This window comes from Micromonospora cremea, assembly GCF_900143515.1.
GTDB classification, from domain to species: domain Bacteria; phylum Actinomycetota; class Actinomycetes; order Mycobacteriales; family Micromonosporaceae; genus Micromonospora; species Micromonospora cremea.
The window spans coordinates 173229-195947 of sequence record NZ_FSQT01000001.1 but is presented as its reverse complement, the minus strand read 5'-3'; the positions used below and the strand labels follow the sequence as shown (position 1 = coordinate 195947).

The following is a 22719-nucleotide window of genomic DNA, read 5'->3' as shown; positions in this document are numbered from 1 at the left end:
CCTCCGCACCGCCTCGGCCGCCTGCCAGCTCCGCGGGTTTCATCAGCGCGGCTTCGGCACCTGCCGGTTGAAGCGGGGATTGAGGGCCAGGACCAGGGCCTCCTTCGTACCCTCCGGGTTGTCGGTCTCCTGCCAGCGGACCTCGCAGCGACCCAGCCAGCCGGCGATGTCCTGCGCTGTCGCCACCGGGCCCTGCTCGTCGAGGAGCTGGCCGACCTGCTCGTGCAACACCGACGGCTCGCGGTTACCGGTCAGGTGCTGCCGGAGGCGGTTGCGGAGGTTTCCGGTCCGGCCGACGTAGATCACCGTGCCGCCGTCGAGGACCACGTGCACGCCGGGTGCGCGGGGAGCGTCGGCGACAGCCTCCATCGTGTAGCGGCGCACAGCGAAGCCAAGGAGGCCGGCAGGGTGCGCGCCGCGCTCAGGCTGCCCACCTACCGGGAATGCTGACCACCGCCTGCTGCCGGCCGATCATCGGCCAGGTGCCGCCGCAGCACCGGGTGCCGCTGTTGCAAGGACCCGGTTCAACTCGCACCGAGGCTCGCGCTGTCTCCTGCGCCTCGCTACCTGACGACTGACTTACAAGAGACTGCGTGCCCCTGTTTTGCCGTTCACACGCGTCGCGACTCGGGATAGCGTCCGCGCTGTCCGACTGCCGCGGCTATAAAAGTTGCCGTTTGGAAAAGGCCAACTGTCCGGTGGGCGTCCGCGCCGTCCATCCAGACGGGCTGAGAGGGTCACTTACGCCCACCTGAACCTCCGGCCCCCACAGGGCAAGACGCTCCTGGCAGATCCCGCAGGGCGCCAGAACAAAGATGTCCGTGCTGTCCGCTTCTCTTCCCACGCACACCGACGCAGTCACCCGCTTGTTCAGCGTGTAGGCCTGGCAAATAGCTCCGGTTTCGTGGCACAGAGTGACCCCGGCGTTGAGGTTGTCGAGGCAGACACTGGTCAGGATCTGACCGTCCTCGAGGTACACGGCCGCTGCCCCGCCGTACTCGTCGGCCGGCCAGCGGCGGTTCATCTGATCAACAGCTGCATCGACGAGGTGCTGGTCAAGATCCATAGTGTGACGCTACAGCCACGCCAGGGAGCGCCATGGAGGTCCTGATACCGATCTGTCAGGGAGGTGCTGAGGACCGGACACACCCCCGCAAGGGTGTGATCCGCCAACTGATTCGCTACACATCTTCGTCACGTGATGTGCGACAGGGGTCTAGGGCCTAGCGGCAGGTCGGCGAAGCATGAGCGCACGGATCTGCCGATGAGCGTGAACGTCCGCAATCCGGGGGTACGTTGCCGGCATGTCCGACTTCACGATCAAGGCGCTCACGCCGGAGACGTTCGACGACTTCGCCGCTCTCGTCGAGCGGAACACGGGCATGTTCACCAGCTGCTGGTGCACGTATTTCCGGCCCGACTGCGCGGAGAAGGGCCAAAGCGCCGAGGGGAACCGGGCGCTCAAGCAACGTCTGGTGGCCGACGGGATCGCGCACGCGGCGCTGGTCTACGACGGCGACCGGGCCGTCGCCTGGGCGGAGTACGGAACACCCGAGGAACTGCCCAACATCCATCACCGCAAGGAGTACGTCGCCACTGCCGAGCGACTGCCCGACTACCGGGTCACCTGCATCCTGGTCGAACGCGGCCTTCGCGGTTAGGGCCTGGCGGCGATCGCCCTGCGCGGAGCCATCGAGCTAATCGCGCAGGCCGGCGGCGGCCTGGTCGAGGGCTACCCGCACGACACCGGCGGGTCCGGAAGAAGAACTCGTCGTTCCTCTACAACGCACTTGCGCCCGAACTAGACGCGCATTGGACGAGACGCCCGTCAGCACCCTCCAGTTGGACCAGGCAACCTCTCATCCAACGATCGGCACTTCCACCGCGAAGGTAGCGCCGGACAAGTCGAGGTCGTCTGGATGATTGGTGTACCGGGTGCCCGCGTAGAGGGTGAAGGCCCGGCCGGGAAGTGCTTCCCGGCCGGGCCTTCGAAGAGCCTCGGTAGGTGTCAGCCGACGTGAGGCCGGTTGCCCTTCTCCTGCGTGGGCATCTGCTGCTTCGCCGGTGGCCCTTCCGGCATCGGCAGGTTCTTGATCGCGTACTGGGTGAAGTTGTAGTCGCCCACAGTGTCCGGCATCGTCGGGGCCTCGGCCCGCCCGTTGTTGAACCGGAACGCCGCGGTCAGGTCACCACAGGTTTCCCGGCGCCACGCGCTGATGTTGGTCTCCTTGACCCCGGTGATGTGCTCCAGGAACTGCAACTGCGAGGTGTGGTCGGAGACCTCGGAGCAGACGTAACCGCCCGCGGTCCATGGCGACACGATGATGCACGGCACGCGGTAACCGAGGCCGTTGGGCCATCCCCGGCCCTGCTCACCGACGTTGGAGGTCTTGAAGACGAACTCGTCCGGGGTGCCGGCCGGCGGGGTCGGCGGAACGACGTGGTCGAAGAGGCCGTCGTTCTCGTCGTAGGACAGGATGAAGACGGTCTTGGCCCACACCTCGGGGTTCGACGCGATGGCGTCGATCTTGCCCGCGATGAACTGCGCACCGGCCGCGGCCGAGCCCGGGGTGGAGGGGTGCTCGTCGTAACCGGACGGTGGCAGGATCCAGCTGACCGTCGGCAGCGAGTCGTTCAGGCAGTCGTACTCGAACTGACCCAGGGGCTGGGTCGCCACGCCGTTCTCGTAGAAGCCGTCGCCGGGCTGGGCCTGGGCGAAGTCGGTGAACTTGCTGATCGCGGACGATCCGGTGAGGCCGCCGGGCTGGCGGTAGACCTTCCAGCTCACGCCGGCTTCGCTGAGTCGCTTCGGGTAGGTCTTCCAGGAGAACTGGTTGGCCGGACCACCGGTGGTCAGCGAGGGGCCGCCGGCCAGACCGTCGACATCGATCGTGCCCGACATCCACATGTGCCGGTTCGGGCCGGTCGGGCCGATCACCGAGCAGTGGTAGTGGTCCAGGATGGTGAAGGACTCAGCCAGTGCGTAGTGGAACGGGATGTCCTCACGGGTCAGGTAGCCCATGGTGAACGGAGCGTTCTCGCCGTCGCTCGGAATGTGCGCCGGGATCCAGTTGTCCATCTTGCCGCCGTTCCACGCCTCGTGCTGGCCCTGCCAGCCGTGGTCGGTAGAGGGCAGCGCGTGGCCGGCGAGCTTCTTGGTGTCAAGGTGGAACGGCAGCACGTAACCGTCCGGGTGACCATCCCAGGGCTGGTGGAAGACGGAACGGCCGTTCCCCAGGATCAGCGCATTCGGGTCGTCGAAGCCGCAGACGCCCGACATCGTGCCGAAGTAGTGGTCGAAGCTGCGGTTCTCCTGCATCAACATCACGACGTGCTTGATGTCGCTGAGACGACCGGAGGTCGTCGGCGGCGTGGCAAGCGCCTTCTGCACGTTCGGCGGCAGCGCCAACGACGCAGCACCGAGGGCGGCGGCAGCAGCCCCGCTCCCGAGAAGTCGTCGACGGGTGAATCGGGATGGGCTCTCTGGCATAGGGGTGGAGTCCTCTGCTCTCCGGGCTGACTGCGGACTCGTTGATCATCTTCGAGAAGCGTGAACGGGACCCTAACCAGCACCTACGGCCCAGAAAGAAAGGCGGCGAACTGTCGGACTCGGTACAGGGTTCCGTGGAGCGCTGGTGCGGCAGATCGTTGAGGTGCTCTCACTTGCACGGTGTCTTGTCGTCAGCCCCGATCATCAGTGCCATCGCCAGCACATCGGAGAGCCAACCTGGCGCCCCGCACCCCTCGGGGCATTGCCGTGCACCCCGATCGATTCGTGGGAGCGTGGGGATCCCAAGACCCGATAGCGCAGCCGCGTCACACCGCGAGAGCCACTGAAGCGGCATGCTCGCTCATGCCGCTGGTCGGGCGTCCGCCTCTGCATCCCGATCCGGAACTCGGGGCGCAGCGCTTGAGGCTCCGCATCTGTTCGACCTTGCGTTCGGCGTCCTGCCGTGAGTACGAGGCAAGCGCCGAGAGGGGCATGGCGGCGTCGGCGTCGTCACCGAGGCGGAGGACCGGAGCATAGAGCGGCAAGCCTCCTCGTACGTCGATCTGCGCGCAGTCGACCGCCTGGATCGCACTCCAGGGTGTGACCTTGTCACGGCTGTCGAAGCCGCGAACGCGGACACCGCCTGCGTCGATGACCACGCCGAGTCGAAGAGCCCGCCAGATTCCGGCCACGCCGCTCGTGACGAGCACGCATCCCAGCACCATGCCGAACCATTCGCGCTCGGCCACTACGTCCCCGGAGGTGAAGTACGTGACGCCCAGCAGGGTCCACACAGTGAAGAGGACGACCAGGATCGGGATCTGGATGCGTGGCCTGATGACGATGCGGCTCATGGCGGGACATGGTACGGATGGCCCGTGCGGGCAACGGAGTAGTCCGTCGGGCTGCGGCGTCGCGTCATCGGACCAACGGGCCACCGTCAAGATCCGACGCACGGATCTGCCGCCGACCGTGCGCGTGGCTGTTGGTCGACTGTCACCGCTACGCGGGTTCCTCTGCCGTGCTGCCGTACAGGGTGGCGAGGACACGATGCCGCAAGATCTCGTACTGCTGGCGACACCGCCGGGGAGGGCCGGGCGGGCGCTGCTGCACCTGACCGCCGACAACGACTTCCTGCAGGTAGAACTGATCAGCGGTGAGGTCGACGTCGCGGCCGTCGGGTAACCGATTCCAATAGTGGTAGCCGACCTTGGCGTCTCTGGCGAAGACCTCACCGAGGATCAGTTCCCCGCCGAGCAGGTCCTGAATGATCAGTGCGGTCACTCCGCATTGACCACGGGCTGCGTTGTCTGGATGCCAGTCCTGCACATCATGCGGGTCGCAGGTATCCGCTCCCCAGCCGGCCCGCAGTATCGGCTGCAGCAATTCCAGGCTAATCAAGAGCGGGTCTGTTCGCTTGTCGCCTTCTCCGGACGTCACCCATGCAGAGTGAGCCCTCGACCGGGTCGAGGGTCAAGTAGACCTCGGGCCACGGGTTTCCCGGTTGGCCGAAGAGCGCCACCGCCGGGCGTACCCAACTACCGCGATCCGCCCGGCTGTGCCTCTTGGCAAGGTCGGAGAGGGACGTGGTTAAGGGACGTCTCGTAACTGGGTGAAGGTGTTGCCCGGCACGGGCCCGGCGGTCAGCCAGCGAGGATGATGTTGTGGAGGTTGGCGATGCCGGAAGCGGCGTCGGTCAATGTGTGGGCGGCGCGGCGGTAGTCGCGCAGGATCTTGAAGCACTTCATCCTGGCCAGAGCATGTTCGACCCCTGCGCGGACGGTCCGGTGTTCGACGTTGAGGGCTTGCTTCCAGTCCGGCAGGTCGCTGCCGTCGGCGGGCTTGCGGTACGGGATGATCACCTCGGGGTTGCCGCGGTAGCCGCCGTCGGCCATCACCGGCCGCCCGTCAAGCTTCTCCTCGATGCCGCTGGTGCGGTAGACGATCGTGTCGATGCGGTTGCCGGGCTGCGGGTCGCCGACGGCGATGACCAGGCGGGTGGAGGCGTCGATGGCGACCTGCAGGTTCGTCGAGTACCGGTAGTTCTTGCTCCGGGCGGCCAGGCGGTGATCACGGGTGGGGATCAGGGTGCCGTCGACGATGGCGATCTGCTCGACCGGCCGCCGGCGCACCGGCGCGAGGGCCAGCAGCGGGCCGAGGGTGTCGATGACCCGGTGAGCGGCGGAGTGCGACACCCCGAACAGCGGGCCGATCTGGCGCATCGTCAGGTTCGTGCGCCAGTACGCGGCAACCAGAAGCACCCGATCGGCGAGGTCCAGAGCCCACTGCCGGCCCGGCCGGCCGTCGGCGATCGTGGCACCGCCCCGCTCGGCGACAAGACGGACCAGCTTGCGGAACTGGGCGGGCTGCAGCCCCGTGAACGGGAAGATCCACTCAGGGTGCGCCGCGGTGATCACCTGCACCCAGGTATCCTGACCGATCGTCCTCAGCAGACAGACACCAGGGTTACGAGACGTCCCTTAGCTCGGCCGGTGAGATTCGACTTCGAAGACTGGGCACGCCGGACGCTTTCACAGTGGAACGCCGTCACGATTGCTGCCACCATCCTCGGCGTGCTCCTGTTCGGCGCGGGGCTCGTGATGGCGTCGAGGTAGGTCGACCCGTACCGTCCTGGGCGCTGGCGCGGGAGACCCTGGCCTCCCTCAGCGACGACCCTGACGAGGACGCATGAGACCCATCCACCATGAGTCCTGTACGGAGTACAGATCTAGCAACCGCCTGGCTACCAACACCGCTGGACGCGCGGGCGCATACTCAGGGCCGTGATTCAAGGCAAGTTTCGGCGCGTACGGTGGTGGCGGACGGGAGCTGCTGCGTGGGCCTGGGTACTCCGGGCGGAACGGCGGCACATCGCCAGCGCACTCGTCCGCAGAGTGATCTCCTCGTTGCCCGAGCATCCGGCAGCCACGCCAGCCATCCCCGAGGCCGAGTGTGACGCGCTCAGCACTGCTCGCCGAGGCATGCCGGATCAAGACGGGCGGCCACGGTGACCGGGTGATTTCGGCACCTTGATCGGGCACCAGTAGGGCAGGTTCTTTGGGCGCCAGGCTGGGTCGGGGTTGATCGACGGTGAGTGATCGTTAGCTTGGGCGCCACCTGCGGCCTGTTCGGGGTCGCCGTAGTAATGGCCGCAAAACAACGGATATCCCTGACCAACAGTGATGATGGTCTGCCCGTTGGTCAGCCTTCCTCGACGATGGTTTCGGTAGCGGAGCCTTCGCGGTGTTTGCGGAATTCTCGGTACAGCGTGGAGCGGCTGATGCCGAGGTCGGCGGCGACTTGCTCGGGGATCGCAGGGTCCTTGGTCCGCTGGGCGGCTCCGGCTGGAGCGTGCCGCCGGCGCCCGCGCGGCCAAGCAGGCCCGCGGCCTGCCGACCGGGCGCCCGGCAAAGCTCCCGGGCGACGAGGTGTGAACGACGCGAAACCACGTTGCACGTTCACGACGTCGCCACCTTGGGCTCATGGGGGCGCCAACCCGACCCGATTCAGTGCACTCCATGATCCGAACTCTCCGCACCCTGGGCCGCGTCACCGCGGTCCTCGCCCTCCCTCTGCTCACGTCGCTGCCGGCGTACGCCGCCGTGCCGGACTCCCTACCGGCGCAGGCGGCGCCGGCGGCCGACCACGTGATCTTCATCGGCCTCGACGGCTTCGACTACGACTACCTGGGCGAGGTGCCGACGCCCAACATCGACCAGCTCGTCAAGCGTGGCAGCGTCACCGAGTCGACCGGCGTCATGCAGTCGATCACCAACCCGTCCTGGTCCTCGATCGCGACCGGCGCCTGGCCGGAGCGGCACCTCAACACCGCCTACGTCTACGACCCGGTGTCGCACAGCGCCCGCGGCCAGGAGCGCGATCTCGCGGTGCCCACCATCGCGGAGGCGGTCCGCGCCCAGGGCGGCACCGTGATGTCGTCGCAGTGGTTCATCGTGCAGAACCACGGGACGGCGTACGGCGACCCGGAGGGCATCTACACCCAGCCCGGCGGTGACTGCTCGCGTCGCGTCGAGGACATCGTGAAGGTGATCAAGGGCGAGCCCGTCAAGAGCGGCGCCATCATGGTCACGGCCCCGAAGATCCCCGACCTCATGGCGGTCTACTGCGACGCGCTCGACGCGATCGGCCACGAGGGTGGCGACCACGACCCGCGGATCCCGGGCGCTCTGGCGGATCTCGACGCCCAGATCGGCCGGATCGTGCAGGCCACCAAGGACGCCGACATCTTCGGTCGCACCACCTTCGTCATCACCGGCGACCACGGCATGACCACGTTCACCAAGGGCTTCGGCACGCAGGTGATCGACGCGATCGCCAAGGCCGGCTACAAGGCCGAGCTCCTCGGGACCGGCAAGACGCCCATGCCCGACACCGACGCCGTCATCGTCGTCGGCGGCATCGGCAGCCTGCACCTGGTCGGCGCCGCGAAGAACGACCCGCAGGCCGTCGCGAAGATCAAGGCCGCGCTCGAGGCGACCCCGCACGTGAGCAAGGTGTTCGACAAGGCCGCCCAGCAGGCGATGCACATGAGCCCCCGCTTCGGTGAGCTCGTCATCGAGCCGGAGCCCGGCTGGTCGATCGGCGGCGACCCGGCGGGCGGCGTCGCCGGCCGTCACGGCGCCACGACCGAGCTGCACATCCCGCTGGTGCTCTCCGGCGCCGGCGTCCTGCCCGGTGTGCACCCCGTCGACCCGCACCACGTCGACATCGCCCCGACGATCGCCGCGCTGCTCGGCATCCAGCCGCCGTCGGGCGCGCAGGGTCGGGTCCTGAGCGAGTCGATCCGCGACTGACGCCGGAGCGTCGCCGTGGCGGTGACCTCCATCGTCACGGCGTTTCCGCCCTCGGCCGCCGAGGCTTCGCCGAGGACGCCGTCGTCACCCTGTGACCGGCCCCCAGCCGCGAAATGCGTGACTGGCGACAGCAGCGACAGCCCGGACAACCCCGGGCTGTCGCTGTTTTACCGTAGATCGGCGGCGATCCGGTCGGCGTCGGCGGTCAGGGCGTCGTAGCCGTCGGCGGTGAGTTTGCCGTCACGTCGCAGGTCGCTGAGCTTCTCGCGCAGCTTCTTGAGCTGGTCCTCGGCATGGTCGGTGTCGCTCTCGGCGATCTCTTTCGCGATCGCGTCCACCTTCGTGTGCAGGTCCTTCGCGGCATCCGGGTTCAACCGGCCGGCTTCCACCTGCTCCCGGATCGACTGGCGCACGCCGGCGATCGGGTCAGCGGGTGGGGTGGGGCTCGGCCTTCGGGAGGTGGCCCGAGGGCTCGGTGTCGGGCTGGCCGGGGTGCGGGTGGCAGACGCGACGGCCCGCAGGGTCGGCGTGGCGGGCGCGACGGTGACCGGCACAGCCGGCACGCGGGGCGCCACGACGGTGGTGGCCGATGCCGGCGGCGTGGTCGGTCCCGCGACCGAGGTGTGGTCGTCGCGGTCGAGCAGCGTGAAGCCGGTCACGGCGAGCAGCGCGACGCCGAGCAGGGCCGTCGCCAGCAGCGCTTCGCGGCGACGCCGTGCCGGGCGGTAGCCCGGCCTGGGGCGTGCTGGGCCGACTGCGTCCGGCATGGGCGGAAGAGCGATCACCGGCGTGGACCGTCCCGGCTGGCCCGGATCCGCCGGCGTGACCGGCACGAGGGGAACCGGAGTGCCGGCCCGGGGCAGCAGGGCTGCGAGGCGGTCCCGGACTTCGGCCGCGTCGCCCGGCCGGTCGGCCGGATCTTTGGCCAGCAGTTCGGCGACCAGCGCTTCGAGCTCGGCGGGTACGTCGGGCCGGCGCTCGCGCAGCGGCTGGGGTGGCTCGTTGACGTGCTGATGCAGCACGCTGAGCTGCTCGCCGACGAACGGCGGACCGCCGGCGAGCATGGCGTAGAGGGTGCAGCCCAGCCCGTACAGGTCGGTGCGGTGGTCCACCGGCCGGCAGAGGGCCTGCTCGGGAGACATGTACGAGCTGGTGCCGAGCTTGGTCGCCGGCTCGGTGAGGGTCTTCTCCCCCTCTGCCCAAGGAAGTCGGGCGATGCCGAAGTCGCAGATCTTCACTGTGCCGGTGGCAGTGACGATCAGGTTGCCCGGCTTCACGTCCCGGTGCACCACCCCGGCCGCGTGCGCGGCGGCGATCCCGTCGCAGGCCTGTACGGCGATCGACAACGCCTGCAGGACGGGGAGCGGGCCGTCGGCGATCAGGGCGGACACGGTCCGCCCCTCCACCAGCTCCATGATCAGGTAGGAGTCATTCTCCTCGGCGCCGAAGTCGTGGACAGCGACGATGTGCGGATGGGTCAACCCGGCCGCCGCACGGGCCTCGCGGCCGAAGCGTTCCGCGGCCATCGGCTCCTTCAGGCCGGCCTCGGCGAGCACCTTGATCGCCACCGGGCGGTCCAGGCGCAGGTCGCGACCGCGCCACACCTCACCCATGCCGCCGCTGCCCAGTAGCTCCTCGGCCTGGTAGCGGCCATCCAGCAGACGTCCCAGCACGGGGCCTCACTGCTCCAACCCTGCGCGCCGCTACACGGGGGCGGTGACGCGGCGGCCGGCATCGGGGTCATTGAACGAACCCTCAGGGGTTCCTCGTGGTGGACGATCCCCCACGCTGGTCAACGCGCCATCGGCACCGAGGAAACGACCGGCGTCGCTGACAGCTTGGAGGAATGGGGTCCTGAGCGTCGGACTTGGGCCTGCTGGCACAACAACCCGGGGCCCTGAGCTGCGGTTCTCGGCCCCCGGTTGAACCTGGCAGGTCACCCAGGCGTGCCGCTGGCGACGCCACCTGCAACTGTCACATCAGCTGGCAGCGGCGCGGTAACGGCTGAGCATGACCAGCGCCGTGGCGGCGGCGCCCAACAGTCCAGCGAGCGTGACCAGCCAAAGCCCGGCACCGACGCTCACCTGGGCGGCGGCGCTGATCGCCTTGCCGATTCCCAGCGGGTCATCCTCACCGGACATGCTCTCCCGCATCTGCGCCTCTGTCGCCTGCAGATCCACAATCTTCCACACGCCGATTCCGAACAATGCGAGGGCGGCGAGGCCAGCGAAGATCGGCGCGACGATGGGCACGCTCTGGCGCCGCAGACTCAACCCGCCGTAGGCAGCCACCACGAGGCCGAGTACAACAACGATCCAGCCGTCCTTCCCATCCGTACCGGACAACGACATGCTGCCCAAGATCGGCGCGGTGACCTTCGCCCAGGGTATGAACGAGCCAATGACGGCCGCGATGCCCGCAGCCAGCACGATCCATTCGCGGACCGGTCGCGTTGCGGCCGGCGCCAGGGACGGTCCACCTTCGACGGGGGAACTTCCTCACGGGGTCGGCGGGTCGGGGCGGTCGTGGGGTGCCCGACCCTGGGGGCGGGCGACGTGCACCTTCTGGTTGGGCGCGGAGCGGCCCACCGATTCACGGTGGGCCGCTCCGGCGATCTGCGCTGCCGTGTCGGGAGCGCCGCGGCACCCGCTGGTGCGGGTTGTCAGGCGACCGGGAAGGAGGGGTGCGCGGCGCCTGCCGGGACGGTGTTCGTGGTGATCGGGGAGGGCTTGAAGCCCTTGACGACCAGCCAGACGCCGAGCGACAGCTCCCAGGAGAAGATCGGGGCGGCCGCGATCCCATGCCACAGGGCGCCAAGCTCGTAGCTGCCGAAGAAGATGGCGGTGACGTCGGCGAGGAGTAGGACGCCTCCGATGAGTCCCATCGTGGGGATGAGGCGTGGCACGAGTCCGGACCGGTACATCAGGGTGCCGAGCAGCAGGGCGTTCAGCGCTGCCATGAGGTTGGGTCCGAGCAGGAACGTCCAATCACGGACCGCGACGAGCGACTGCCCGACGGCGACGAGCGATGCCTCGTCCGCTCTCGCCGTTCCCGCCAGGTTCTGCCGCAGTGTCACGACCGACAGGAGGCTGACGACGCCGATCACGATGATGGCGGCTTCGAGGAGGCGGGTGGTGACGAAGCCGAGCGCGAAGCCTTCGTGCTGCCGCTTGACCACCGAGTACAGGGCGACGGCGGTGCCGATACAGGCGAGGGCGTTGACCACGTCGAGGAAGCAGCCCAGGAGCACGCTGGTGTCGGCGCCGGCGCTGACGATGTAGTCGGGGTTGCTCAGCACGGGACTGAGAAGGAACACCGCGGGGATCGAGCTGGCGAAGGTGATCAGGTAGAGCGCGCCCGCTACCAGGGAGGTCTTCCTCGTCGAGTCCACCGGGACTCGCGTTGGCGCTACGATTCCTACGGTCGTGGTCATGTCAGTCTCCTGGGTGTGAGTCGTCGGGGTTCGGTGGCGGGCACGTCGGCTGATCGGTGTCGAGCTGGGCGACCGAGAGCAGCGGCAGACCGATGTCGCGCACCTTGTGCAGCAGTCCGTGTAGCGCGGCCTGGTCCGCGACGGGGCCGTCGAGGACGGTGGTGCCGTCGCTGTTGGCGGTGAGGGTCATCCCGTCGAACCAGGTGGCCCAGCGGGAGGCAAGGTGTCCCTTGATGCGGATCTCGTACCGCCCCGGCTTGTCCGGGTGCCCGGCTGATGTGTCGCTCATGGTGCTCCTCTTGCCGTGCTGGGTCCGCAGGGGTCTCCGCCGGCTTGGCGGACCTTCGGGATAACCGCACGTTAGGAGCGGACCTGATTAGCGGACATCACCACGTGTGGTGACGAGCGTGGTGAACTATTGGATCGAGGCCACCGCGAGGTGGGCGCCCCGGCAGGCGACGACGCGCGGCCGGGCTCCTGGAGCGTGTGGTGCCGAGGTCACCGCTCGCGGGTGCGCGACAACAGGTTGAGCTTCCCGGCTTGACGCACCGCTGCCCGTCGGCTGTTGACGCCGAGTTTGGCGTAGATGTTCCTGGTGTGGGTCCGCAGGGTGTTCAGGGACACCACAAGCTCACGCGCGATGGCTGGGCCGTCCAGGTCGGTTCCGAGCAGCCGGAGCACCTCCAGCTCGCGTTCGCTGAGGGGCTCTACGAGGCCCTGTGTGAGGCGCCGGGGCTGGTTGACCGGGGTCTCGCCGGCGTGGCCGCAGGCGTTCACGAGTCGACGAACGTAGTCCCAGGAGACCCGCTGTTTCGCGACCGCTTTGAGCAAGGAGACCATCGGTGGTCCCTCGCCCGCGAACACGCGGACATAGCCCTCCGGTTCGGCCAGGGTCAACGCACGTTCCAGCGGGGCCAGGGCACCCGGGGTGTCGCCGCGGGCGTGGTGGGTGAGCGCCTGGAGCACCAGGATCTCGATGACGCTTCCCGTCCGCTCCCCCGCTTCCGCAGCCGTCAGAAGGCGCTCCAGGAGTCGGGCCGCCTCGGTGGCGGAGGCTCCTGCGCGGTGCGCCGTGTACTGCGCCAGAAGCACTCTGGCCAGGGTGGCGTGCTCGAACTCCCGCAGGTAGGACACGTCGTCGTCGACGGACAGACCCTGCTCTCGCGCCCAACTGAGCGCTTCGCCGATCCGACCCTGCACGGCCAGCAGGCGTGCCGTCAACGCCGGGACCGGCCGCACGTTCGGGGAGAAGTCACCCACGTACACGTGCTGTGCCTCCTCGAGCAGTTGGAGTGCTCCGCGCAGATCGCCCTGGGCCTGCAGGACCCGGGCCATCGAGACTCGCCAGCGATAGGGGTTCTGCGGCAACCCGGTGTGCTCGCCAAGCTCCTGGCTGCGCCGAAGGTGCTGGGTGGCGGCATCCAGGTCGTTGCGCTCGCAGGCGATCTGACTCATCCCCACGTACATGTCCGCCATTCCGCGCAGCACTGGTCCGCCGTGGTGGGAGGCGAGCTGCAGAGCCTGCTCGTAGGTGCGCAGCGCCTCCCCGAGGCGTCCCTGCGTGATGCGGATGTCCGCCAGCGTGATCGAGCAGCCGAGGACGTCGGAGATGTGCCCGACCCGCCGCATCCCCTCGACACAGGCGGAGTAGGCCTGATGCGCGGCCTCGAGGTCTCCGTTGCCCCAGAACGCGAGCCCCAGGAGGGCCGATGCCCCGGCCCGCGTGAGGTGGTCGTCGACCGCCGTCCGGTCGATAGCACGATGGGCGTGCCTGATGGTGGCGGGTGTGTCGCCTCGAACCAATGCCAGCGCGGCTCGGTACATCTGGATCACCCCCGGGAGGCGGAGGAGCTCCTCCTCGTCGACGACGACCATCTCCGCGCGGTCGGTGGGGGGTTTGTCCAGCAACTGCTCGGCGTCCCGCAGTCGATCCTCGATGCCCTCGAACTCGCCTCCCGACATCAACGCGCCGATCAGGCCGACGGCAAGCACTGGCCTGACCCGGACCACCTCGTCGGGGATGGCGTCGAGCCAGCCACGGATCGTGGGATCCTGCCTGTCCCGGCGCAGAGCCGGCATCGCCAGCTCGACCAGTCCCGCTGCGCGCTCGACGTCCCCGGCAGCCAGGGCGTGGCGAACTGCGGGCGACGGCTCACCGTTCTGGTCGTACCACTGGCTCGCGCGGCGGTGCAGGTCCGCGGCCTCGTCGGCGCGTTCATTCAGCAGATGCGTCTGCAGGACGTCCGCGAAGAGGTGGTGGTAGCGGTACCACCGGCGGCTGTCGTCGAGCGGGACTACGAAAAGGTTGGCGCGGTCCAGCGACTCCAGCATGGCCTTGCCGCCGTGCTGCGCGGTGACGGCGTCACACAGCGGACCGCTCAACCGGTCCAAGATCGAGGTCTGGACCAGGAAGGTCCGGACATGGTCGGGTTGGCGCCTCAGAACCTCCTCGACCAGGTAGTCGACGATGTATCGGTCATCGCCTGCGAAGCCGGCGATGAAGCCGGCGACATCGGCTCGTCCCTGCATCGACAGCGCTGCCAGCTGGAGCGCGGCGATCCACCCCTCCGTGCGACCCTCCAGGGCTGCGATGTCGTTCGCGGTCAGGTTCAACCCGATGACCTCGTTGAGGTAGTCCGTGACCTCGTCCAGGGTGAAGCGCAGCTCGGCGGCGCGGACCTCGACCAGCTCGCCGCGAGCCCGCAGCCGCGCCAGCGGCAGCGCCGGGTCGGCCCGGCTGCTGATCACCAGGTGCACGTGTGGCGGGAGGTGCTCCAGCAGGAACACCATGCCGGTCTCGACGTTGGGCCCGTCGACGAGGTGGTAGTCGTCGAGCACCAGGTGGATCTCGTTCGGCGCGGCGCTGAGCTCGTTGAGCAGGGTGGCGAGGACGGTCTCGATCGGCGTCTGGGCTGACTGCAGGAGCGGCAGCGCGCCGGCGCCGACGCCTGGCACGACGTTCTGCAGGGCGGTGATCGCGTAGGTCCAGAACAGGCCGGGCTGGCTGTCGCTCTCCTCGAGGGAGAGCCACGCCACGGACCGTTGCTCAGCGCCTGAGGCGGCCAGCCACGCGCTCAGCAGTGTCGTCTTGCCGAAGCCGGCGGGGGCGGAGATGAGCGTCAGCCGCGACTCTGCCCCGCGGCTCAGGCGCTCGCTCAGTCGCTGGCGTGCCACCAGACTGTGGCGGAGCTTGGGGATGTACAGCTTGGTCTCGACCAGGGGGCTTGCCATCACAGCTCCCCTCGTGGGCCCTCGGCGGGGATGCGCCCGAGAGTAGAGCACCCAGCCGTGCCGCACGGCACTCTCGAGGGCTTACACCGCCGTTGAGCCGGAGGGGGAAGGCCTGAAGACCGACCGCAAACGCCGGCTCGCCACCACCGGCCTGAGCGGGTAGGTGGTGGCGAGGCCGCCCGGTTGCCGCTGCGTTCGGACGGTTGGTCGTTCGCTGGGCGAGTGCGACGCTGTGCTACGTGAATCCGATGGCGCCCGCGAAGCGAAACAGGGTGCTTTGGGCGTACGGAAGATCGATCCAGTGGGCAGTGCTTCGACGTGCCGTGGTTCGCGCTCAGATGGTGATGGCGACCTTGCCTCGTGTCTTACCGTCCGCGAGGTGGCGCATGGCCTGCGGGACCTGCTCGAGGGGATAGGTTCGGCCGATGCTGGGCGTCAGCTTGCCCGCCTCGAGGAGATCGGTGAGGCGTTCGAGGTCGATGGCGCGCTGTCTGGCGATGAAGGTGGTGATTCGCTGGCGCACGAACCGTGACAGGGCCAGGCCCCGCAGTTGACGGTTCATGCCGCCCGAGAACGAGCCGCTGTCCCCCGAGGCCGAGAATCACCAGATCCAGGACCTGCTGCACTACCTCGCCCGCGCAACCACCCCGGCAACCTGACCGTCCCCTGGCCGCCACCGCCACACGGCACAGTCACGTCGACGCCGGGTAGCAGCGCACCCGTTGGAGGCGGCACCATAGTGGCCGTGACCGCTCCCGCCCGCCCGCCCCTGGCGGTACTGGACGCGGTGCTGGAGCGGTTGACCTACGTCAACGAGGAGACCGGGTACACCGTCGCCCGCGTGGCCACCGACCGCGGTTCCGATCTGTTGACGGTGGTCGGTGCGCTGCTCGGCGCCCAGCCCGGGGAGAGCCTGCGCCTCCAGGGGCGGTGGTCGTCGCACCCGCAGTACGGGCGGCAGTTCGAGGTCGACTCCTACACCACCGTGCTGCCCGCCACCATCCAGGGCATCCAGCGTTACCTCGGCTCCGGCCTGGTCAAGGGCATCGGCCCGGTCTTCGCCGAGCGGATCGTCGCTCACTTCGGCCTTGACACCCTCCGGGTCATCGAGGAGAAACCTGCCCGGCTGGTGGAGGTGCCCGGCCTGGGCCCGAAGCGCACGGCGAAGATCACCGCCGCGTGGGAAGAGCAGAAGGCCATCAAGGAGGTGATGGTCTTCCTCCAGGGCGTCGGCGTGTCCACGTCTCTGGCCGTGCGGATCTTCAAGAAGTACGCCGACGCCTCGATCTCGGTGGTGCGCAACGAGCCGTACCGGTTGGCGGCCGACGTGTGGGGCATCGGCTTCAAGACCGCCGACACCATCGCCCAGGCCGTCGGCATCCCGCATGACAGCCCACAGCGGGTCAAGGCCGGCCTGCAGTACACCTTGTCGAAGGCCACCGACTCCGGGCACTGCTACCTGCCCGCCCCGCAGCTCGTCGCCGACGCCACCAAGATCCTGAACGTGCCCGGCGACCTCGTCGCCGGCTGCCTCGACGACCTGATCGCCGAGGAGGGTGTCGTCCGCGAGGTGCTGCCCGGCGGAGACGGCGAGCCACTGCCGGCGGTGTACCTGGTGCCGTTCCACCGCGCCGAACAGTCCCTGGCCGCATCGCTGCAGCGGCTGCTGGGAGTCCACGCCGACCGGCTGCCTCACTTTGCCGACGTCAACTGGGACAAAGCCCTGGCATGGTTGAAAGCCCGCACCGGCGCCGACCTCGCCGCGGAGCAGGAGCAGGCGGTCCGGCTCGCGCTCACCTCCAAGGTCGCCGTGCTGACCGGCGGGCCCGGCTGCGGCAAGAGCTTCACCGTCCGCTCCATCGTCGAACTCGCCACCGCGAAGAAGGCCAAGGTCATCCTGGCCGCCCCGACCGGCCGCGCCGCGAAGCGCCTGTCGGAGCTGACCGGGCATCCCGCGGCCACCGTGCACCGGCTGCTGCAGCTGCGCCCCGGCGGCGAGCCCGCCTACGACCGGGACAACCCCCTCGACGTCGACCTTCTCGTCGTGGACGAGGCGTCGATGCTCGACCTCATCCTGGCCAACAAACTCGTCAAAGCCGTCCCACCCGGCGCGCACCTGCTCCTCGTCGGCGACGTCGACCAACTCCCCTCCGTCGGCGCCGGCGAAGTCCTGCGCGACCTCCTCGCCGCCCCGACGATCCCCCGCGTCCGGCTCACGCAGATCTTCCGCCAGGCCGCCCAGTCCGGCGTCGTCACCAACGCCCACCGCATCAACGCCGGCAAACCACCCCTCCTGCAAGGCCTCGCCGACTTCTTCCTGTTCGCCTGCGACGACACCGACGCCACCGCCACCCTCACCGTCGACGTCGCCTGCACCCGCATCCCCGCCAAGTTCGGGCTCGACCCGCGCCGCGACGTGCAGGTCCTCACCCCCATGCACCGGGGCCCCGCCGGCGCCGCCGCCCTCAACGGGCTGCTGCAACACCGCCTCACCCCCACCCGCGACGGGCAACCGGAACGGCGGATGGGCGGGCGGGTGTTCCGGATCGGCGACAAGGTCACCCAGATCCGCAACAACTACGACAAGGGCCAAGCCGGCGTGTTCAACGGCACCGTCGGCGTCGTCACCACCCTGTCCACCGAGGAACAGTCCCTGACCGTGCGCACCGACGAGGACGAGAGCATCGACTACGACTTCGACGAACTCGACGAACTCGCCCACGCGTACGCCATGACCATCCACCGCTCCCAAGGATCCGAATACCCCGCCGTCGTCATCCCGCTGACCACCAGCGCGTGGATGATGCTGCAACGCAACCTGCTCTACACCGCCGTCACCCGCGCCAAAAAACTCGTCGTCCTCGTCGGCTCCCGTCGCGCCCTCGCCGCCGCCGTCCGCACCGTCGGCGCCGGCCGCCGTCACACCGCCCTAGACCACCGACTTACCTGACACCAGTCCGTTGGGCGCAGTTCACGGCCGTTCAGTGCACCCTGCTGCCCCCAGCCTGCTCCCCCAATTCGGGGCTCACACCCGCGCCGCTGCCGGCCCGGCTAGGCATGACAGGAGCGAACTGCATGTCACCCACCGAGCACGGTAGGTAGCCGCCAATCTCCATCTGCCGCCGTGTCTGGCGAACGAAGCTGGAACTGCGGCGGATTACCTTGTCGGCAGTCGTAGACCGCCAGCCTCCTCGGACGGGGACAAGGTGGCGGCCTTACCGGCCGAACGACGTTGGCCAACGCCGCCGAACTACTCGCCTGGTTCCCACACGACGACGCCGCGTTGGCCGGGGTCATCAGGGTCCCGGCTGATGAGGCCCGCGCTGGCAGGGGCGGCCGGCATGACCCAGTCCGCCGTGACCCATCAGGCACCCAACGGGCACGGGCCGGTCGTCGCCGAAGCGTTGGCCGGCCCGTGCCCACAGGCTCAGCAGTGGGCTGGCTGCAGGACCACGTCGGTGCTGACCGTGCTACCGGATCGCACCTTGACCCTCTTTGTCAGACTGCCGAATCCGTCCTTGGAGTAGACCAGCGTGATCGGGCTGTCCCGCTTGTCGACCCAGACCGACCAGTTGCCGGCCTCGTCGGTCCACAGGGTGGTGGTGGAGCGTTTCGTCCGAACCGCGACGGTGACGCGCGACAGCGGCCCGACGGAATCGGTACACCCGGCACCGCTGACCGTGCCGCTCAGCCGGCCCCAACTCTTCGGCGGATCGGCGTGCATCGTGACCTGGACCGGTGCGGGCTGCACTGGGCCGTCGACCCGGACCGCCAGTGCGGCGCTGTAGTCGCCCGGCTGGTCCACGGTTGACGCGTTGCCGGCGTCCAGCTTGAGCGTCACGGTCTTGCTCTCCCCAGGCCGAAGGGTGAAGGCGCTGTCGCTCTCGGAGAGCCACGGCACGTCGCCGGACGGCCCGCAGATGTCGTATCCCGGCAGCTCCTGGGTGCTCGCCGTGGCCTCGAAGTGTTGCCGCGCCCCGCCGACCCGGTAGACGCCACACACGGCAGCGCCGCGATAGAACGGCGCGGGTGCGTTCGGCAGGGCGTGCCATTTGCCGGCCACCGGATCGTACGCGTGTCCCTCGTTGGTGACGGACGACGTCGGGCCCATGCCACCGGCGACGCCGCCACTCAGCAGCAGCTGCCCGTTGGCGACCGTCGACGCCGCGCCCCACCAGCCGGTCGGCAGGTCGGCGACGCGGGTCCACACGTCCGTGCGCGGCTCGTACGAGTAGGCGGCGGCCGACCCGTTGCCGGTCCCGAAGTCGACACCTCCGGCGCAGATGACCCGTCCGGCCAGTCCGCCGCAGGACATGAACGCCTCGCTGGCCGGGTAGTTCGCCCTGCTGCTCCACCGGTCGCGTACCGGGTCGTACACGAAGACGCTGGTGGTGGCGGTCATGCAGTCGCCGACGTCGCAGCCGGAGACCACGTACAGCAAGCCGTCGAGCACGGCACTGCCCGCGGCGCCGCGCGGTGCGGGCAGCGGCGCGCCGCGCGTCCACGCTCCGGTCGCCGGGTCGTAGATCTGCACGTCGGTGACCGCGTCCAGAGGTCCCCAGCCGCCGGCGACGACAAGTCGGCCGGCGACGAACGCCGCCACCGGCTTCTGCACGGGCACTGGCAGGTCCGGCAGTGCCGACCACAGCAGCCGGACCGGGTCGTAGACGTATCCCTTCGCCGTGGGTCCGTACCCGTCAGGCGTGCCACCGACGACGTAGACCTTGCCGTCGTCGCCGCGGGCCATCGCGTTGTCCATGATGGGGCCGCCCGGATAGTCGGCCAGCGGCGCCCACGCCGGACCGCCGGACGCTGCCGAGGCGCTCATGGCCGGCGGGGAGGTGACGGTCGGCGCTGCGCTGGCCCGCTGCCCGCCGGCGCTGCGCCGGCCGCCGGCGGCGACGCCGGGGACCCGTCGCACCGGAACCGCCGCTGCTGCGGCGGGCGGCGCGCCGAGCGGGGTGAAGCCGCCGGGCTGCTCCACGAGGGAGACGTGCGCTTCCGCCGACCCGGAGTTGGTGACGGTGAACTTCGCCTGCCCGCTCTCGCCGAGCCGCACGTTCCGCGTCACCGTCGCCGGGCTGACGGTGAGCGCTGCGGCGGCCAGCGAGAAGTCGGCCACGGTGACCGTGTTGGTGGCGACGTGCACCGACCGGGTGAGGCTGACCCGGTTGCGCGCCGATGCGGTGAACTGCTGGTCACCGTCGCCCGGCGTGAACAGGGTGAAGTAACCGTCGCCGACGTTGTCGTCGTCGGGCGTGGCCACCGACCTGGCCTGCGCGTCCGGGTGGGCGACCGCCGCGACGGTGGCCCCGTTGACGCCGTCGCCGGTGGTCGCGTCGAGGACCCGTCCGGCGACGATCCCGCCGGCCACCGGGTCACAGGTACGCCTGCCGACGTAGACGTCGTCGAGTTCCCAGTAGCGGGCGAACTGCCCGGCGTAGTGGAACCGCACCAGCACCCCGCGGCGGTTGGCCGCCTGCGGGATCGGCAGGGCCAGCGGCCCGTTGATGATGGCCAGCCCGTCCTGCTTCCAGATCGTCGACCAGGTGGAACCGCCGTCGATGGACACGCCAACGTCGGCCGACTGCGTCGGCAGGTACCCGACGAAGCGGGTGCGCAGCCCAACGACGGGATGGTCGACGTCGGTGAGGTCGACCGGCGGTGTGGTGAGCGTGGTGTCCTTGCGGTTCTGGAACTGGGTGTCGATGAGGGCGAAGTTTCCGCTGCCCGTCGTCTCGTTGGTACGCGGGATCACCGTGCCCCGGTTGAACTCCCACCCGCCGTTCTCTGTCGCGTTGCCGGCCCGCCAGCCCTCCGGCACGTCGGTGGATTCGAACGGTTGGGCGGGCATGCCGGCGTAGTTGTGGTGATAGCCGGCGGCCGTGCAGATCTCGTCCTCCACGGGCACCGCGATGTCCCGGCCGACGTCGGTGGCGTCGATGGTGACCGGCGCGTCGGCGGTCCGGTATCCGGCCGGCTCGGCCCGTACGCGCAGGGTCAGGGCGGACTGTACGGGCACCCGCATGCGGTAGCGGCCGGTGAAGGGATCGGTGCGCACGGCCGGCAGTGGCGTGCCGGGTGCGGACACCGTGGCGTACAGCGGCCAGCCGTGCCCGGAACCGTCTTTCACCGTGCCGGAGAGCGTGACCAGCGGCTGGGCGTGCAGCGCGAAATCCACCGTGGACGTCTGCCCGTCGGCGACCTCGACGCTACGGGCCACGTCGACGTAGCCGAACGCGGTGACCGCCACGGTGAACGTGCCGACGGGTTCGGTGACGTAGTACCGCCCGGCGGCATCGGTGGTGGCGGTGACGCTGCGACCGCTGCCGCTCACCGTGACGGTGGCGTTCGCGACCGGCGCGTGGCTGCTCGCGTCGGTCACGGTGCCCGCGACATGGCCGTGGGGGCCGGGTGCCCGAAATGCGGAGACACCGTTCGGGGTCCCGAGGCCCGTCGGGCCGTCGAACCCCTCACTGGCGGTGCACAGGTACGCCGCCGCCGGCTCGCAGGTGCCGTTCCTGCCCGTGGTGATGTCGTTGAGGCTGCCGGCCGACGCGGCGTAGGGGTACCAGTTCGGCATGTCGCCGGCCGGCGTCTGACCGGCGAGTGCGTACACGCCGGCGATGATCGGGGCGGCGAGGCTCGTGCCCCCGTACTGCGCCCAGCCGTAGCCGCCGAAGGTCTGGTAGACGGCCAGACCGTTGAGCGGGTCGGCGAGGGCGGACACGTCCGCGACACTGCGCTTGTCGCATCCGGGATCGGCCTGGAAGTAGGGCTTCGATTCCACCGCAGAACATCCGCTGCCCGGCGCCCCGGAGTAGTTGTTCCACACCTGCTCGGTCCAGCCGCGGCCGGTGGTGTCGTCGCGGGAGAGCGAGGTGCCACCGATGGCCGTCACGTGCGGCGACGAGGCGGGAAAGGACATGCCGTACCCGTTGTCGCCGGAGGACGCCACGATCGCCACCCCCGGGTGCCGGTAGTGCTTCCCGTAGGTGGAGCTCACGTCGGCGTCCTCGGGACCGCCGTAGGAGTTCGACACCACGTGCGCGCCGCTGGCGACGGCCTGATCGACGGCCTGGCCCAGATCTTCGGCTGAGTTGGTGTCGGCCTCGACCAACAGGAGGTGGCAGCGCGGGCACACCGCCGACACGGAGTCGAGATCGAGCGAGATCTCCCCTGCCCACGATTCATCTGGTCTGGGGTACGTCTGGCCGCCGCGCTGGTCGATCTTCTTAAAGCAGCCGTTGTCGGTCGTGCACGGGGGCAGGCCCCAGTGTTCCCGATAGACCGCGAGGTCGGCCTCGGCCGTAGGGTTGTCGAAGGCGGCCACGACCGCGACGGTGACGCCGTCACCCGCCGCGGCGGGGAGGTTGTACGCCGAGGCGAGGTCGGCCGGCCCGTACCCGTAGACCGTTTCGGCGGCGCCGGCCTGCCTGGACGTCGAAGGCGACGGCTGCGTCGACGCCGTGGGCGGGGTGCGGCGGATCGAATGGCACTGTGCGTACCCCGCCCGCACCGGCCCGCTGCACACTCGCTCGAGCCGCCACTCGCTGGACGGGCCGGGGCCGGTCACGGTGGTGGCGAAACCTGTGGATGTCGTGGTCAGCGGAGCCGCGTGGGCCACGCCCATGGCACCGGGAAAACCTTGGGCGACCAGTGTGCTGACAGCGATGGCGGTCACCGCGAGCGCGCGTAACAGACGACGGGACATGATTGCTCCTCCTCAATCGTGCCGGCACCGAGCGTCA

The 22719-nt window shown here is 69.4% G+C and carries 16 protein-coding genes; 3 read left to right on the top strand and 13 right to left on the bottom strand.

Annotation, left to right across the window (positions count from 1 at the left end):
• Positions 1 to 42: 42 nt before the first annotated feature.
• The gene (locus BUS84_RS00845; RefSeq protein WP_074307895.1) at positions 43 to 384 is read right to left on the bottom strand and encodes a GIY-YIG nuclease family protein; all 342 of its coding nucleotides are present in this window, start codon (positions 382 to 384) and stop codon (positions 43 to 45) included.
• Positions 385 to 661: 277 nt separating this feature from the next.
• Positions 662 to 1066 carry a cytidine deaminase gene (locus BUS84_RS00840; protein WP_074307893.1) on the bottom strand — a complete coding sequence of 135 codons (405 nt, stop codon included), beginning with the start codon at positions 1064 to 1066 and terminating at the stop codon, positions 662 to 664.
• A gap of 238 nt (positions 1067 to 1304) precedes the next feature.
• Between BUS84_RS00840 and BUS84_RS00835 the strand changes: the two genes are divergently transcribed.
• On the top strand, positions 1305 to 1661 hold the full coding sequence (locus BUS84_RS00835; RefSeq protein ID WP_074307891.1) for a hypothetical protein: 357 nt from the start codon (positions 1305 to 1307) through the stop codon (positions 1659 to 1661).
• Positions 1662 to 2008: 347 nt separating this feature from the next.
• Here the strand turns inward: BUS84_RS00835 and BUS84_RS00830 are convergent, their stop codons facing one another.
• The 4 genes from BUS84_RS00830 to BUS84_RS00810 all read right to left on the bottom strand — a co-directional run bounded on the left by BUS84_RS00830 (position 2009) and on the right by BUS84_RS00810 (position 5913).
• Complete coding sequence (locus BUS84_RS00830; RefSeq protein WP_244298297.1) at positions 2009 to 3409, bottom strand: alkaline phosphatase family protein; 1401 nt, start codon at positions 3407 to 3409, stop codon at positions 2009 to 2011.
• 407 nt (positions 3410 to 3816) lie between these two features.
• Positions 3817 to 4344 (bottom strand): PH domain-containing protein, encoded by a 528-nt coding sequence (locus BUS84_RS00825; RefSeq protein ID WP_074307887.1) that lies wholly within the window; start codon positions 4342 to 4344, stop codon positions 3817 to 3819.
• A 148-nt stretch (positions 4345 to 4492) separates the two neighbouring features.
• Positions 4493 to 4930, bottom strand: coding sequence for a YunG family protein (locus tag BUS84_RS00820; RefSeq protein WP_244298296.1), 438 nt, complete (start codon positions 4928 to 4930; stop codon positions 4493 to 4495).
• 203 nt (positions 4931 to 5133) lie between these two features.
• Positions 5134 to 5913 carry a transposase family protein gene (locus BUS84_RS00810; RefSeq protein ID WP_084756982.1) on the bottom strand — a complete coding sequence of 260 codons (780 nt, stop codon included), beginning with the start codon at positions 5911 to 5913 and terminating at the stop codon, positions 5134 to 5136.
• Between the two features lie 1095 nt (positions 5914 to 7008).
• Between BUS84_RS00810 and BUS84_RS00805 the strand changes: the two genes are divergently transcribed.
• Positions 7009 to 8304 (top strand): alkaline phosphatase family protein, encoded by a 1296-nt coding sequence (locus BUS84_RS00805; protein WP_074307885.1) that lies wholly within the window; start codon positions 7009 to 7011, stop codon positions 8302 to 8304.
• Positions 8305 to 8471: 167 nt separating this feature from the next.
• Here BUS84_RS00805 and BUS84_RS00800 read toward each other — a convergent pair whose 3' ends face one another.
• The 6 genes from BUS84_RS00800 to BUS84_RS00775 all read right to left on the bottom strand — a co-directional run bounded on the left by BUS84_RS00800 (position 8472) and on the right by BUS84_RS00775 (position 15530).
• Positions 8472 to 9977 (bottom strand): protein kinase domain-containing protein, encoded by a 1506-nt coding sequence (locus tag BUS84_RS00800; protein WP_074307883.1) that lies wholly within the window; start codon positions 9975 to 9977, stop codon positions 8472 to 8474.
• Positions 9978 to 10283: 306 nt separating this feature from the next.
• A complete protein-coding gene (locus tag BUS84_RS00795) occupies positions 10284 to 10733 on the bottom strand; it encodes a hypothetical protein (RefSeq protein WP_074307880.1) in 450 nt (149 codons plus the stop codon).
• A gap of 233 nt (positions 10734 to 10966) precedes the next feature.
• Positions 10967 to 11737: a DUF4386 domain-containing protein gene (locus tag BUS84_RS00790; protein ID WP_074307878.1), complete on the bottom strand. Its 771-nt coding sequence runs from the start codon at positions 11735 to 11737 to the stop codon at positions 10967 to 10969.
• 1 nt (position 11738) lies between these two features.
• Positions 11739 to 12026: a hypothetical protein gene (locus BUS84_RS00785; RefSeq protein WP_074307876.1), complete on the bottom strand. Its 288-nt coding sequence runs from the start codon at positions 12024 to 12026 to the stop codon at positions 11739 to 11741.
• A 209-nt stretch (positions 12027 to 12235) separates the two neighbouring features.
• Positions 12236 to 14968 (bottom strand): winged helix-turn-helix domain-containing protein, encoded by a 2733-nt coding sequence (locus tag BUS84_RS00780; RefSeq protein WP_074307874.1) that lies wholly within the window; start codon positions 14966 to 14968, stop codon positions 12236 to 12238.
• Between the two features lie 334 nt (positions 14969 to 15302).
• On the bottom strand, positions 15303 to 15530 hold the full coding sequence (locus tag BUS84_RS00775) for a zinc-binding dehydrogenase (protein ID WP_084757393.1): 228 nt from the start codon (positions 15528 to 15530) through the stop codon (positions 15303 to 15305).
• 174 nt (positions 15531 to 15704) lie between these two features.
• On the opposite strand from BUS84_RS00775, the gene recD2 reads away from it, so the two are divergent.
• On the top strand, positions 15705 to 17918 hold the full coding sequence (recD2, locus tag BUS84_RS00770) for an SF1B family DNA helicase RecD2 (RefSeq protein ID WP_074311856.1): 2214 nt from the start codon (positions 15705 to 15707) through the stop codon (positions 17916 to 17918).
• 477 nt (positions 17919 to 18395) lie between these two features.
• Here the strand turns inward: recD2 and BUS84_RS38030 are convergent, their stop codons facing one another.
• Positions 18396 to 22682, bottom strand: a complete 4287-nt coding sequence (locus BUS84_RS38030) for a carboxypeptidase regulatory-like domain-containing protein (protein ID WP_084756979.1) — start codon at positions 22680 to 22682, stop codon at positions 18396 to 18398.
• Positions 22683 to 22719 lie beyond the last annotated feature (37 nt).

What these genes read in the sequence shown, in the direction of transcription:
- BUS84_RS00805 (WP_074307885.1), top strand. Translation starts at nt 7,009, where the DNA reads ATGATCCGAACTCTCCGCACCCTGGGCCGCGTCACCGCGGTCCTCGCC.
- BUS84_RS00825 (WP_074307887.1), bottom strand. Translation starts at nt 4,344, where the DNA reads ATGAGCCGCATCGTCATCAGGCCACGCATCCAGATCCCGATCCTGGTC.
- BUS84_RS00780 (WP_074307874.1), bottom strand. Translation starts at nt 14,968, where the DNA reads ATGGCAAGCCCCCTGGTCGAGACCAAGCTGTACATCCCCAAGCTCCGC.
- BUS84_RS00840 (WP_074307893.1), bottom strand. Translation starts at nt 1,066, where the DNA reads ATGGATCTTGACCAGCACCTCGTCGATGCAGCTGTTGATCAGATGAAC.
- BUS84_RS00785 (WP_074307876.1), bottom strand. Translation starts at nt 12,026, where the DNA reads ATGAGCGACACATCAGCCGGGCACCCGGACAAGCCGGGGCGGTACGAG.
- BUS84_RS00835 (WP_074307891.1), top strand. Translation starts at nt 1,305, where the DNA reads ATGTCCGACTTCACGATCAAGGCGCTCACGCCGGAGACGTTCGACGAC.
- BUS84_RS00775 (WP_084757393.1), bottom strand. Translation starts at nt 15,530, where the DNA reads ATGAACCGTCAACTGCGGGGCCTGGCCCTGTCACGGTTCGTGCGCCAG.
- BUS84_RS00790 (WP_074307878.1), bottom strand. Translation starts at nt 11,737, where the DNA reads ATGACCACGACCGTAGGAATCGTAGCGCCAACGCGAGTCCCGGTGGAC.
- BUS84_RS38030 (WP_084756979.1), bottom strand. Translation starts at nt 22,682, where the DNA reads ATGTCCCGTCGTCTGTTACGCGCGCTCGCGGTGACCGCCATCGCTGTC.